We start from the raw sequence: 13526 nt of genomic DNA, 5'->3' as shown, positions 1-13526 counted from the left end.
CCGTACTGGGTGCCCGGCTAAGTGGATATCTGGCCGGGGGACGTGCCGGGTCCGTGGACACCCAAACTTCGCCGGACGTTCAGCTGCGGCTCAACCCCGCTGCCGGCGACCCCACGTAGCGTGGAAAGGGTTCGGAGCGCCACCCGATTTCAGCAGTGAGGATTTTCCATGAGCACCAGCCCTTCCACCACAATTTCCGCCACCGGCTACGCGACGGTCCTGCCGCGGGAGATCATCAACGGCAGCGACGCCGACGTCGTCGACGCGAACGTGGACGTGGTCAACACCATGTACGCGGAGCTGCTCGACGTCGGGGAAATCGCACCGAACGCGCTGCGCAGCTACTACGTCGACTTCTACCTGACGCAGGCGCTGGGCGGCGGGTTCGCCCAGTACGTGTTCACCGCCCCCGAACGCGAAGACATCGACGCCTACATCCGGGCCGGGCTGGAGACCATGGGGGCCGCCGCGCACCTGGACCTCTTCAACCGCACCGTGGCCGCTTTCGACGCCCTCTCCGGGGAGGAGGCAGAGGCGTATCTTGACGGCGACGCGGATCTGGACGGCGGAACGGACCACCCCGCCGCGGTCCGGCTCCTGGAGGAGCTCGACGGCGAGTTCGAGGCGCTGCTAAAAACCGAGGACATTACCGCGCTCAACGCCGCCTGGGTGCGGGGCCAGGCGGACCTCCTCGTCCTGGACGAGGAGGACCTCGACCGCCACATCGCCGAGCGGGTGTCCCGGATCCCGAACCTGGCGGAGCGGCAGGCCGAGACCGCCGAGGTTGACCTGCTGGACACCCCGGAGTTCGAGGCGATCATCCGCGAGCTCTGCGACGTGGCCGGCCACACGCTCCTGAAGATCACCATGGGCGACCCCAACTATGACCACGACGGCCAGAGAACCCTGGCGTGGCATTTCACCACGGACCGGGGCGAGTTCCTCATGCTGGACGGCGACGAGGAAGCGGTCATGATCCACTCGGACACCAAGGAGATTGTGGCCGCCGTCGAGTTCGAGGCCGCGGACGACTGACCCGGACCGTCCGCCGCCGCGACTGTCATTCGCTAATACCCGGCGGCCCCGGTGATCATTTCACCGGACGGGGCGACGAGGTACCAGACGCCGCCGACGCCCTGGCCCAGGATGTCCCCGGCAGCCAGATCCTTGGCGTAGTAGTACACGGGCATCCCATTGACGGTGAGCTGCTTCTGGCCGTCGGGGCTGGCAATGGTACCCACGGTGCCGGTGACGCCGTCGACGGTGGGGGTGTCGGCGGCGGCGAGGACCGGGGGCCACGCGTCGAGGCAGCCGCCGGTGCAGGCGCTGGTCCCGGAGTCCTTGACGTCCTTCGTGTAGTAGTAGACGCTCATGCCCTTGCCGTCGACCACGATCCTGCCGGCGGCCGAATCCGCGACCTTGAGGTCCGGGGCGGCCGCGGCGGGCGCTGAGGGCGACGCCGGAGCCGACGTTGCCGCGGCGCTGCCGGGCGGCGTCGTGGCGGCGGCCGACGTCGGCGACGTGGCGGTCCCGCTGGTGCCGGCACAGCCGGAGAGCAATGCGGCGAGGGCGAACGCGGACAGGCCGATGCTGAGGTGCTTTTTCATCTGCTGCTCCTTGACTCGGACCGGCCAACTGGCCAGGCCGGCGCTATCCGTTACGACGGCCCCGGGGGAAGAATGGTTCACAGCAGGCTTTTGGCGGCGCCCCGGACTCCGCGAACGTGAACCGTTCCGGCCGTCCGCGCGTCATAAGGGGCAGCAGGGGAAACCCAGGGGCCAGGGAGGACGCTCATGTCGCTGGACGAAGACGTGGTGGCGGCGATTTACCGCGACCACGGGCCGGCCCTCCGGCGTTTCGTGCTCAGCGCCTCCCGCGACCCGCAACTGGCCGATGACGTGGTGCAGGAGACCATCCTGCGGGTCTGGCAGCAGGCCCCCCAGATCACCGGGAACCTGCGCAGCTACCTGTTCAGGACGGCCCGCAACATCATGATCGACAACTACCGCAAGGCCCAGCGCCGGCCCCGCGAGACGTCGGACCGGGAACTGGCCGACCCGGCCGACGGCGAGGAACGCGTTAACGAACTCCTCAACCGGGTGCTGATGGAAGAGGCGCTGCTGCGGCTCAGCGCCGAGCACCGGGACGTTCTCGTGGCCCTCCATTACCGCCGCTACACCGTCCAGGAGGCATCGGTCAGCCTGAAGATCCCGGGCGGAACAGTGAAGTCCCGGGCGTTCTACGCCGTGCGGGCCCTCCGCGCGATCCTCGATGAGATGGGGGTGGAACGGTGAGCGGCACGGAGCTGCACCGGCTGCTCGGCGCCTACCTGCTGGGCGGCCTGGAACCTGATGAGGCGGCCGCCTTTGAGCAGCATCTGGGCAGCTGTGCGGACTGCCGGCAGGAACTGGACGAACTGGCCAGCCTCCCCGCGCTGCTGGACGCGCTCCCGGTCCCCGACGCCGTGGCCCTCGCCGCCGCTGCTCCTGCCGCTGCCGGGCGGGAACCGTCGTCGTTGGATGGCGCGACGTCGGATCCCGTGCCGGCCGCCGTGCCGCGGCGGATGCTCGAGGAACTGTCCACGCGCCGCCGGAACGCCCGGCGCCGCTGGACCGCGGCGCTCGCTGTGGCGGCCGCGGCGTGCCTCGCCCTCGGGGTGCTGGCCGCGCCGCTGTTCAACCCGCCGCCCAAGCCGGATGCCAGCTACTCCATCCAGGCCAGTGACGGGCTGCAGATTACGGTGGGCCTGGTGAAGAAGACTTGGGGCACCGAGCTCGCGGTCGACGGCCGGAGCCTGCCGGTGGACGGCACCTTCTCGCTCTGGGTGAAGGACAGCGACGGCGTCGAAGACCGCGCCTGCGCCTGGACGGCGACGCCCAGTGGCAGGGTCAGGATCACGGGAGCCACGCCCCTGCAGCTCGCCAACATCGCCAGCGTCGAGATGCGGGACGGGCAGCAGCAGACCATGGCGGTCATCGCCGTACCCCGGGGATAACCGCGTCCGTGATTTCCCGTGCCCCGCGGAAGCCCGCGGCGCCGAACTTCGCCCGGGCCCGGCATAGGCGATCCGGCCGCCGGCCACAGCGACCGTGGCATCGGCGGTGGTGTGCCCGTCCGTGATCAGTGTCCCGGACAGGGCATAGGAGGACTCCGGGGCGGATGCGCGGAGGTCCGGGCCGGGCATGATGGGGCGACTACATCTTGGCGAGTTTTGCCCGCACCATCATGAAGATGCCGTAACAGATCAGGCCGATGCCCACGGCTGCCAACATGTACACGCCGAAGGGCTGGTCGCGCAGGCCCTTCAGCCCGCCGTCGAGCCCGGTGGACTCCTCGGGGTGCACTGTGACGGTGGCGATGATGATCAGCAGGCCGGCCAGCAGCAGGGCGATGCCCTTGGCGGTGTAGCCGACGACGCCCAGGACGGTCACCGCCGTCCTGGCCTTCGCCGAAGCGGGGAGCCGGAGGTGTTTGGCGAAGGACTGCCGGATGCCACGGATGGCATAGACGATGCCGGCCACTGCGATCCCCGCGCCGACCGCGAGCAGGAGCAGATAGCCACCGGGGGCTTTCATCACAGCGATGGAGAGGTCGCTGGTTGAGCTGCTGTCGTCCTTGCCCGCTCCGATCGCGAAGGATGCCAGGGTCACCGCGAGCCCGGCATAGACCACGGCTTGGAGAGCGGCTTTGGCCTTCTTCGCAACCTTTTTCTTCGTGGGAAGGTGCTCAAAATCGAAGATGGCATCGCTGGTCTGCCACAAGGCGAGGGCCACACACGCCGCAAAGGAACTCCACAGCAGCACCGGCCCGGCCGGCTGCTGGGCGAGTTGCGCCACGGCGCCGCTGACGTCGGCATCGCCCTGGCCGCCCATGGCAAGCCGGATCGCGACGAGGCCGATCAGCACGTGCAGCACGCCGCTGACGGCAAACCCGGCCCGCGCGGCAAGCTCCAGCGTCCGCGAGTTGGTGATGTCCTCGGCCGCGTCCGCGGCGTCATTCAGTTCTCTTTTGATGATGGATCCTTCAACTGACTCGGTGGTTCTGCCGGACCGCCGTTCCGCCCGGTTCGTGCCTCTGAGGTAATCGTGCCACGCCGAGCCCGCCGGGAACAGCACTACCGCCGGTCCGGATCCTGCGACGGTAACTCACCTCAGCCGGGCGCTCAGCGGCGGCGGTAGCTGAGGTCGAAAATGAGCCGGCCGGCCTCGTGCGCCTTGTTCTCGAAACTCGTCAGGATCCGGCCGTCAAACCGCGGCGCCCAGCCGCCCGTCTCATCGATGCCCTCGTTGGGGCCGGTGTGTTCGGTGCTCACGGGTGCGCGGCCCTCCTTGACGGGGGCCCCGCCCACGAGGGACTCGACGCCGGATTCCCACACCTGGGTGAGGGGGCTCTCGGCGCCGCTGCGCTCGCCGTCGTGCAGGTTCTCGAAGTCGGCGGAGTCGGCCATGACCTCGCGCACGTGGACGGCGTAGTTGGACCAGTCCGTCGCGATGCGCCAGAGTCCGCCGGGTTTGAGGGCCCGGGCGGCGAGGTCGGCGAAGGCAGGTTGGATGAGGCGGCGTTTGTGATGGCGGGACTTGTGCCACGGGTCCGGGAAAAAGACCCACAGTTCCATGACGGAACCGGCCGGCAGCATGGTGGCGAGCACCTCGGGGGCGTTCGCCTCCACCACGCGGACGTTGTTCAGGCCGCGGCTGTTGATCTTGATCAGCGTGTTGGCCAGCCCCGGGGTATAGACCTCGACGGCGAGGAAGTCCTTGTCCGGGTTCTCCTCGGCGGCGTGACACACGGCGTCGCCGAGCCCGGAACCGATCTCCACGATCAGCGGGGCCTTCCGGCCGAATTCGGCCTCGGCGTCGAAGACGTAGTCCGGGTGCACGGAGGTGTTGGCGATGTGGCGGGGCACCTCGACGGCCCAACGGTCAGAGTGTTCGTCCCAGGCCACCTGCCGGCGGCCGTGCAGGCGGGTGCCGCGGCGGACAAAACTGACCGGACGGCCTCCATAGGTGCCGAAGGAGGCCTGGGTGCCGGGGGTTACCGGGCGCGAAGGCTGCGGCGTTTCGGGGGATTCTGGGGATTCACTCATCCCTTCCAGAATAGTGGAGTCCCCGCGTCCGCCCGGGCGGGCAGCCGCCAGCTTCCCCGTCGGGGGCCCGCGGCTGCGGAGTTACTGCAGGGTGATGCCTCGGAACCGCCGTACCCTCCGGCGAGCTGCGATGTCGTGCTCGCCCGCCACGTCCTCTGGGCACTCCCCGATCCGGATGCCGCCCTCGGCCAGTGGACGAGGCTATTGCTCCGGAGCTGACGGAACCGTCGACAGCGACGATGTTGACACCGCCGCCTGCACGGGGCCTGCCAGAATGGGGTCCGTGACCATACCAACAAGCTCCCAGGACTCCACCGTCAGCGGCGCCGGGTCGGGGGACCGGCCGGGCCTGCTGGTGGACGCCGAGATCGACGACGTCCCCGCGGCGGAGCCCACCCGGGTCGGCAGCCGCCGCACCCTGGCCTACCTGGGTGTGTGCCTGGTCCTGATCGGGCTGAACCTCCGCACCGTCTTCTCCAGCTTCTCCGCGGTACTGCCCGAAGTGACGGCCGACGCCGGACTGCCGGGCTGGGCGGTCGTCGTCCTCACCACGGTCCCGGTCACGCTGCTTGGGGTGTTCGCCCCGCTCGCTCCCGTCCTGGCCCGCCGCTTCGGGGCCGAGCGCGTCCTGCTGGGCGCGATGGCGGTTCTCACGGCCGGACTGTTGCTGCGGCCGCTCGATGCCGGGGACGCAGGGCACCTTCCTGCCCTGCTGGCCGGGACGGCGGCCTGCGGTGCCGCGATCTCGCTCTGCAACGTGCTGCTGCCCGGACTGGTGAAGCGTGACTTCCCGCACCGGCTCGGCCTGATGGGCGGGCTCTACACCACCGCGATCTGCGCCTCCGCAGCCCTCGGCGCCGGGTTCACTTACCCGGTCTTCAGTGCGACGGGGGACTGGACTGCGGCGCTGCGGTTCTGGGCGCTGCCCGCCGGCGTCGTTCTTCTTCTCTTCCTGCCGCTGGCCCTCCGGCAGCGCCACGGCCGGCACCAGAGCGCGCACGGCGGAGTGAATGTGTGGCGCTCGGCGGTCGCCTGGCAGGTGACGATGTTCATGGTGCTGCAGGCGATGATGTCCTTCAGCGTGTTCGCCTGGTTGGCCCCGATCCTGCGCGAACGCGGGGTGGACGGCGGCACGGCCGGGGTGATCGTTTCCGTCTCGATCCTGCTGCAGATGCTGGGGTCCCTGTTCGCCCCGGCGCTCGCCACCAGGTTCCGGGACCAGCGCGCGATCAACACCGTGGTGGCGCTCATGACCGGCGGCGGCTTCGCGCTGAGCATCTTCGGCCCGCTGGAGCTGATCTGGGTGTGGACCGGGCTGCTGGGCCTGGGCCAGGGCAGCCTGACCGCCGTCGCGCTGACCATGATCATGGTCCGCACCCGGGACGGCCACACCGCCGCGCACCTGTCCGGGATGATGCAGGGCGTCGGCTACGGGGTGGGTTCCACCGGAACCCTGATGGTCGGCCAGCTGCACCAGGCCACGGGCTCCTTCGCGGCGGCGGGGGTCCTCTTCCTTGTAGTCGGATCGCTGGCCGCGGTCTTCGGCTACCGGGCCGGGCGGAACCGCTTCATCGGCGGCTGATCCAAAGGAAACGACTGTGGGCAGGGACCCAAGGGCGCCGGACCTGCAGATTCTGGTCGGGGAGGAGGATGGAACCGGAAAGCATGATGCGCCCCGCCCGCCGGCTGTGGCATGCTTCCCCTTGAGCCAACATTCCCGTTCCGCCAGGAACCGTCGACCGGCCAGAGGCCTGGACCTCACCACCGGTTGAGGTTCCACGGTTCCGTCCACAACTATCGATCAGGCCACGACCTTGCCCCGTACCGCCCCCGCTCCGAGCCTGGATTCAGCCGGCATCTTCCACCGCGACTATGTGCTGGTCACGCTGGGCGCATGTGCCCTCGTGTTCCTGGCCGCCTTCGAATCTCTGGCCGTGACCACGATCATGCCGCTGGTCAGCCGCGAGCTGGACGGGGCTTCCCTGTACGCCCTGGCGTTCGCCGGCCCGCTCGCCACCGGCGTCATCGGTATGGTCGCCGCCGGCAACTGGTCCGACCGGCGCGGCCCGGTGGGGCCGCTGTACGCCTCCGTGGCCCTGTTTGTGCTGGGGCTGCTGATCGCCGGAACCGCGGCGACCATGCCCGCCCTGGTGGCCGGCCGGCTGGTCCAGGGCCTGGGCGGCGGCGCGATGACGGTGGCGTTATATGTGGTGATCGCCCGGGTCTATCCGCCCGTGCTGCACCCGAAGATCTTCGCCGCTTTTTCCGCAGCCTGGGTGATCCCCTCGCTGGTCGGTCCCTTCGCCGCCGGGATTGTGGCGCAACTGGTCAGCTGGCACTGGGTGTTCCTCGGTGTAGTGGGACTCGTGGTGCCGGCCCTGCTGATGGTGGTGCCGGCCCTACGCGGGCTGCACGGCACGCCCGACGGCGGCACCCGGAAGCCCGCCGCGCCGGGGGACGTGTCCGCTGAGGCTCCGCGGAAGTCCTCGGGCTCCGGCCGGCTGGCCTGGGCCGCGCTCGCGGCGCTCGCCGTGCTCGGCCTGAACCTCTCCGCCCGGCTGCCGGTCGCCGGCGGGATCGCGGCGGTCGCGGCCGTCGCCGTGGCCCTCATCGCCGTCCGCCCGCTGGTGCCGCGGGGAACCCTGACCGCCCGCCGCGGCCTGCCCAGCGTCATCCTCACCCGCGGGCTGGCCTCTGCCGCGTTCTTCGGCGCCGAGGTGTACCTGCCGTACCTGCTGGTGGAACGCTACGATTTCTCGCCCACCTTCGCTGGACTGGCGCTCACCGGCGGAGCCGTCTCCTGGGCCGCGGGCTCGGCGGTGCAGGGCCGGCTCGGGGCTCGCCTGGACCACCGCCGCGCGGTCCGGATCGGCGCCGCCCTCGTCCTCGGCGCCGTCGTCCTGGTGCTGGTGACCACGGTCCTGAACTGGCCGGCCGCCGTCGCGATCACCGCCTGGGTGTTCGCCGGAGCCGGCATGGGGCTGATGTATGCGCGCCTGAGCGTGATGACCCTGGCCCTGTCCAGCAGGCAGAACGAGGGTTTCAACAGTTCCGCGATGTCCATTTCCGATTCGCTCGGCGGGGCGCTTTCCCTCGCCACCACGGGCATCATCTTTGCCGCGTTCCCGACGGCGGCGGCGTCGTTCGGGGGCGTCTTCGCCCTGACGGCGGTGATCGGCGTCGCCGCGGTGGTCGTCGCCGCGCGCGTCGCCGACCACCGCGAGGCGGGTGCCGCCTAGCCCGCTACCGGGGCCAGTTCGGCGTCACGGACGGCCTTCCATTCCGCAATCCGGGCCTGCTGCAGCGGCGTCCGGCGGTTGAAATACCAGGCCGCGCCGAGGAGCAGGAACCAGATCGGTGCCACAAAGAGCGCCAGCCGGGTGTCGTCGGCCTGGCCCAGCGCCACCATCATGAAGCCGAAGAAGGCGAGCACGACGTAGGGCATGAAGCCGGAACCCGGCATTTTGAATGTCGACGCCGCATGCAGGGCGGGCCGGCGGTGGCGGAACACGATGTAGCTGATGAGAATCATGGACCAGACGAACATGGTCAGCACGGAGGCAACCGACGTAACGACGGTGAAGGCGCCGATAACGGAGTCGCCGGCATACAGCAGGACCAGCCCGGCCAGTAGGAAAATGCAGGAGAACAGCAGGGCGTTCTGCGGGACCTTGCGGGAGCTCAGTTTCGAGAAGGCTTTCGGGGCGTTGCCGTCCTGGGCGAGGCCGTAGACCATGCGGGAGGTGGAGTAGATGCCGGAGTTGGCGCTGGATGCGGCGGAGGTCAGCACCACCAGGTTAATGACCACAGCGGCGATGCCCAGGCCGGCGAGCGTGAACATGCCGATGAAGGGGCTGCCGGCGGCGTCAATGCTGCGCCAGGGGTTGACTGCCATGATGACCACCAGGGCGCCCACATAGAAAAGCAGTACCCGGATGGGGATGGAGTTGATGGCGCGCGGCAGGTTCTTCTCGGGGTCCTTCGTTTCAGCGGCGGCGGTGCCCACCAGCTCGATGCCGGCGAACGCGAAGATGGCGATCTGGAAGCCGAGGACGAAGCCGAACATGCCGTGCGGGAACATCCCGCCGTCGTTCCAGATGTTGGCCAGGCTGGCCACCGCTCCGTTGGGCGAGGTGAAGTGGGTGGCGATCATGACAATGCCGGTTCCGATGAGGGCGAGGATGGCCACCACCTTGATGATGGCGAACCAGAATTCCGCCTCACCGAACGCCTTGACGCTGGGAAGGTTCAGCACGATCAGCACGACGGGCGTGATCAGTGCGGGGATCCACAGCGGTGTGCCGGGCGCGAGCTTGTCCACGTACCCGGCGATTGCGACGATGTCGGCCACGCCAGTCACCACCCAGAAGAACCAGTAGGACCAGCCTGTGAAGAAGCCCGCCCAGGGGCCCAGGAGGTCGCCGGCGAAGTCGCTGAAGGACTTGTAGTTCAGGTTCGAGAGCAGGATCTCGCCCATGGCCCGCATGACGAAGAACAGCATGAAGCCGATGACCATGTAGACGAAGATGACGGAGGGTCCGGCCAGGGAGATGGTCTTGCCGGAGCCCATGAACAGTCCGGTGCCAATCGCGCCGCCGATGGCCAGCAGCTGGATGTGGCGGTTCCCGAGGGCGCGGGCCAGGTGGGGTTCCTGGCCGTGGCTGCTGGGGGAGGAATGTGGTGCGTTCTTGGGGACAGCCGTGGTGGTGCGTTCAGACATTAGGCTTCTTCCTTGTTACGGGCGGGCCTGGGCGGAGATTATGCCCGCCGGCGCCCGGCGCGGATCGATCGAGAGTGTGATGGAGGTAACACTTTGTCGTGTGAATTAAGCCTAGGGGCGGCATTCGGCCCTGCTCGCAACGTCCCGGTCCGCCGGGCCGGCGCCGTTCCGGACGCGTGGGCCGGCCCGCGGGTGTGGTGATGGAGGCCCCGGCCGCGCAGGGAAATTGCCTGCTCCGGCGCGAGCGCGGGAATTTTCGGCGCAGGCACCGGCCCGCCACCGCCGGTCCGGCCGATGCGGCGGAGGTGCCCTCCGTCGCATCCTCATGCTCGACAAGTGTCGACTAACCTTGCCTCAGCTGTCGTCCCGTGTCTGCTGCCGGGGCCGAAACCGTCGGCGGCCGCGTGGTTCTGCGTCAGTGGGCGGCGAGGCGGGTGGCGCGCAGCACTGCGTCCGTCAGCGCGGCAGCCTCGCCGTCGGGCCCGGTGGCGCTGCGGTGCCGGGTGTCTACGACGTCAAGCCGCCACTGGGGTGCCTCGATGCCCAGCTCGCCGGCCAGCTGCTCCGCCGTATAAAACCGCTCCGCCGCATGATCATGGTGCTGCCCCCAGGGCGGCAGCCCGGTGGGGTGGTGCCCCACGATCAGGAGCGTGCCGCCGGTCCGCACCGCCGCGGCGGCCAGCTGCAGGGCCTGCTGCCAGGGCATCACGGTGGAGTGCAGGAACTGGGCCGTGACCAGCTCGAAGAGCTCCCCGGGCACCCAGGTGGCGAGATCCTCCCGCACCCAGGTGATGTTCCCGCTCTGGCCGCGTTCCTGCGCATGCGCTGTTGCCCGCTCCAGTGCGACGGCGGAGACGTCGACGCCGGTGACCTTCCAGCCGCGGCTGGCGAGCCAGATGGCGTCCGCTCCCTCGCCGCAGCCCAGGTCAAGCGCGGTCCCGGGAGGGAGCTGCGCGGCCTCGGCAATCAGCTGCGGATTCGGCTCGCCGCTCCAGATCTTGGCCCGGCTGCGGTACTTCTCGTCCCACACTTGGGCCGCACTGACAGTGCTGTCGCGCTCGGGGTGCTCCGGGTGCTTGTGTTCCGTCATGGTTATCCTCGCCGGTCTCGGGGTTTGGGTCGCTTCCCACATCATGGCAGGGGAAGGCCCCGGGCGACACGGGAAAAGCGGCTGCACCCGAAAATCGACACACGAAGATCACCGCCCGGAAACGCCCGCGAAACCTCGGTGGTGGAGTCTGGAGCCGGAGAACGGAACGACGCTGGGGTGCATCCGGATCTGAGGAAGGAACAGGCCATGACGGTAGACGTTGGGCGGCAGGTTACATCGTGTGAGGAGCTGTCCGTGGGGGACAAGATTGAAGCGTGGCACAACGGCAAGCTCTTCCACCGGGGCGAGGTAATCCGGACGGTGGCGGCCACCGACCTTTTTTGGATCCTGGACGAGCGGACCGGAACCCGGCGGCTGATCGACGCCGAGGTGCTGGTGATCCGGCGGGTGGCGGTCCCGGCAGCCGTGTACGCCGCCGCCACCTGCGATTCAGAGCCCGGGCGCGGTTCCGCGGCCACGCACGGCTCAATGGCCACGCACGGCTCCACGGCCACGGACCGTTCAGGGGGCGCAGGCAGGGCGTCCGGACGGCGGGCGCCGGAACCCCCGGCGCCCGCCGTGCCGGCGTCGCACGTCCCGCTGTTCCAGTCCCCCAGCCTGGCGGACTGAGGGATAAAACGGCTCTGGCCTCGCCGGATGATAGACTGAAGGAACTTGATGTGCAGTGATGCCCACTTTGGTCTTGAATGATCGGTCCGGTTCATCAACCGGTTCCCCTGCGGATTCCTTTCGGATTCCTTCAGGGAGTGGGATTTTTTCATGTGAGAGGCACATCCTGCGTCGATGAACGCGTTCTATTTGGTCCCGGCCGCCGCCCCAACTGGCAGCTGGCCGGTTGATCACCTGACTTTTCTTCGGCGAACCCCTGGGCCAACCGGCACCGGGGGCCGATATCCGCACGGATACCGCCTGAAAGACCTTTGAAACATATGACTACTTTTGCTGCCCTCGGCACGCCCAAGGCCCTCGCCGACACCCTCACCGCTCAGGGGATCGTTGAACCGTTCCCCATCCAGGTCAAGACCCTGCCGGACACCCTGGCCGGACGCGACGTCCTGGGCCGCGGCCGCACCGGCTCCGGCAAGACCATTGCCTTCGCCATCCCGCTTGTGGCACGACTCGCCGAGCGGGAAGCCAAGCACTTCCGCAAGCCCGGCCGCCCCATGGGCCTGGTCCTCGCGCCGACCCGTGAGCTGGCCACCCAGCTGAACGCGACCATCGAGCCGATGGCCAAGGCCATGGGCCTGAACACGACCGTGATCTATGGCGGCATTTCCCAGGCCCGCCAGGAAAAGGCGCTGCGCGCCGGCGTCGACATCGTCATCGCCTGCCCGGGTCGCCTGGAGGACCTGATCCGCCAGCGCGTCCTGACCCTCGAAGGCGTCGAGATCACCGTGCTGGACGAGGCCGACCACATGGCCGACCTCGGCTTCCTCCCGGTCGTCAAGAAGCTCATGGACATGACCCCCAGCCAGGGCCAGCGCATGCTGTTCTCCGCCACCCTGGACAACGGCGTGGACAAGATCGTCCAGCGTTACCTGTCCAACCCGCTGACCCACGCGGTGGATGAATCCCAGGCCGCGGTCACCACGATGGAGCACCACGTACTCGTCGTCAACGACCAGACCGTCAAGAAGCAGCTGATCGTCGAGCTCGCCTCGGGTGCCGGCCGCCGGGTGCTCTTCCTGCGCACCAAGCACCACGCCCGCAAGCTTGCCAAGACCCTGACCGACGCCGGCATCCCCGCCGTCGACCTGCACGGCAACCTCTCGCAGAACGCCCGTGACCGGAACCTGGCCGAGTTCTCCTCCGGTGAGGTTCGCGTCCTGGTCGCCACCGATGTCGCCGCCCGCGGTGTCCACGTCGACGACGTCGAGCTGGTCATCCACGTGGATCCGCCCACCGAGCACAAGGCCTACCTGCACCGCTCGGGCCGTACCGCCCGTGCCGGTTCCGACGGCACCGTGGTCACGCTGACCCTGCCGGAGCAGCAGTCCGACGTCAAGAAGCTGATGAAGGCCGCCGGCGTCGAGGTCAACTTCGAGCGCGTCACCGCCAACTCGCCGCTGGTTGCTCAGCTGGTCGGCGAAATGGCCGACAAGATCGACCCGCGCACCCGCGCCGCGCTGCTGGCCGCCAAGTCCAACCAGGGCGGCGGCAGCTCCACCGGTGCCAACGCCGAGCGCAAGCGCGCCCGACGCACCACCCAAGCCGCACCCACCGCGGGTGGCCGGGGCGGCCGTGGCGGACGCGGACGGGTCGGAACCGAGGCTCCCCGCACCGACCTGCCCCGCGCCGAGCGCCGTGCCGTGGCCTACGAGGGCCAGGCCGCAGCGCGCAACGCCGCAGATCGTGTTATCGAGCGCAACGAGGACCGGCAGGATGCTGAGCGCGCCGAGCGCCGCAGCGTCCGCGCCCGCTCCACCTCCTACGGCACCCACCGGAACGATGTTCCGGCTGCCGGCGGCCGCGCTTCGGCCGGCCGTGGTTCAGACGGCCGCGCCGCAGAAGGGCGCAGCGACGCCCGGGGCGCTTCGGCTCCCCGCACCGGCGCACCCCGGAGCGGCGCACCGCGCAGCGGGGCTCCCCGCACCGGCGGCGCCACCGGC

General features: G+C 69.3%; 13 protein-coding genes. 8 read left to right on the top strand and 5 right to left on the bottom strand.

Translation table 11 applies throughout. From position 1 onward, the window contains the following. Positions 1 to 168: 168 nt before the first annotated feature. Positions 169 to 1035, top strand: a complete 867-nt coding sequence (locus ACZYZ5_RS14040; protein ID WP_463902404.1) for a DMP19 family protein — start codon at positions 169 to 171, stop codon at positions 1033 to 1035. 32 nt (positions 1036 to 1067) lie between these two features. Here the strand turns inward: ACZYZ5_RS14040 and ACZYZ5_RS14035 are convergent, their stop codons facing one another. Then, the gene (locus ACZYZ5_RS14035) at positions 1068 to 1607 is read right to left on the bottom strand and encodes a COG4315 family predicted lipoprotein (RefSeq protein ID WP_463902403.1); all 540 of its coding nucleotides are present in this window, start codon (positions 1605 to 1607) and stop codon (positions 1068 to 1070) included. Positions 1608 to 1793: 186 nt separating this feature from the next. Between ACZYZ5_RS14035 and ACZYZ5_RS14030 the strand changes: the two genes are divergently transcribed. Continuing rightward, entirely contained in the window at positions 1794 to 2294 is a 501-nt protein-coding gene (locus ACZYZ5_RS14030; RefSeq protein WP_463902401.1) for a sigma-70 family RNA polymerase sigma factor, read from the top strand. Continuing rightward, positions 2291 to 2995, top strand: coding sequence for an anti-sigma factor family protein (locus tag ACZYZ5_RS14025; protein WP_463902400.1), 705 nt, complete (start codon positions 2291 to 2293; stop codon positions 2993 to 2995). The genes ACZYZ5_RS14030 and ACZYZ5_RS14025 overlap by 4 nt, the downstream gene beginning before the upstream one ends. Before the next feature lie 199 nt (positions 2996 to 3194). Here ACZYZ5_RS14025 and ACZYZ5_RS14020 read toward each other — a convergent pair whose 3' ends face one another. Both ACZYZ5_RS14020 and trmB read right to left on the bottom strand, forming a co-directional pair. Beyond that, complete coding sequence (locus ACZYZ5_RS14020; protein WP_463902524.1) at positions 3195 to 4001, bottom strand: DUF1206 domain-containing protein; 807 nt, start codon at positions 3999 to 4001, stop codon at positions 3195 to 3197. Positions 4002 to 4162: 161 nt separating this feature from the next. Then, positions 4163 to 5086 (bottom strand): tRNA (guanosine(46)-N7)-methyltransferase TrmB, encoded by a 924-nt coding sequence (trmB, locus tag ACZYZ5_RS14015; protein WP_463902399.1) that lies wholly within the window; start codon positions 5084 to 5086, stop codon positions 4163 to 4165. Between trmB and ACZYZ5_RS14010 the strand changes: the two genes are divergently transcribed. From ACZYZ5_RS14010 to ACZYZ5_RS14000, 3 genes are all read left to right on the top strand, one after another. Beyond that, the gene (locus tag ACZYZ5_RS14010; protein ID WP_463902522.1) at positions 5003 to 5305 is read left to right on the top strand and encodes a class I SAM-dependent methyltransferase; all 303 of its coding nucleotides are present in this window, start codon (positions 5003 to 5005) and stop codon (positions 5303 to 5305) included. The genes trmB and ACZYZ5_RS14010 overlap by 84 nt on opposite strands. Before the next feature lie 55 nt (positions 5306 to 5360). Continuing rightward, positions 5361 to 6668, top strand: a complete 1308-nt coding sequence (locus tag ACZYZ5_RS14005; protein WP_463902397.1) for an MFS transporter — start codon at positions 5361 to 5363, stop codon at positions 6666 to 6668. Positions 6669 to 6900: 232 nt separating this feature from the next. Beyond that, on the top strand, positions 6901 to 8325 hold the full coding sequence (locus ACZYZ5_RS14000) for an MFS transporter (protein ID WP_463902396.1): 1425 nt from the start codon (positions 6901 to 6903) through the stop codon (positions 8323 to 8325). Here the strand turns inward: ACZYZ5_RS14000 and ACZYZ5_RS13995 are convergent. Next, positions 8322 to 9806, bottom strand: a complete 1485-nt coding sequence (locus ACZYZ5_RS13995) for an amino acid permease (protein ID WP_463902395.1) — start codon at positions 9804 to 9806, stop codon at positions 8322 to 8324. The genes ACZYZ5_RS14000 and ACZYZ5_RS13995 overlap by 4 nt on opposite strands. A 415-nt stretch (positions 9807 to 10221) precedes the next feature. Further along, positions 10222 to 10896 (bottom strand): SAM-dependent methyltransferase, encoded by a 675-nt coding sequence (locus tag ACZYZ5_RS13990; protein WP_463902393.1) that lies wholly within the window; start codon positions 10894 to 10896, stop codon positions 10222 to 10224. Positions 10897 to 11103: 207 nt separating this feature from the next. Here ACZYZ5_RS13990 and ACZYZ5_RS13985 point away from each other — a divergent pair, with 207 nt between their 5' ends. Both ACZYZ5_RS13985 and ACZYZ5_RS13980 read left to right on the top strand, forming a co-directional pair. After that, positions 11104 to 11526 carry a hypothetical protein gene (locus ACZYZ5_RS13985; RefSeq protein ID WP_463902392.1) on the top strand — a complete coding sequence of 141 codons (423 nt, stop codon included), beginning with the start codon at positions 11104 to 11106 and terminating at the stop codon, positions 11524 to 11526. A gap of 320 nt (positions 11527 to 11846) precedes the next feature. Continuing rightward, a partial coding sequence (locus ACZYZ5_RS13980) for a DEAD/DEAH box helicase (RefSeq protein ID WP_463902391.1) occupies positions 11847 to 13526 on the top strand: 1680 nt, incomplete at its 3' end.

Source organism: Pseudarthrobacter ribosi (assembly GCF_055412865.1).
Note: the sequence above shows the minus strand (reverse complement) of the source record. Positions and strands in the feature narration are given on the sequence as shown.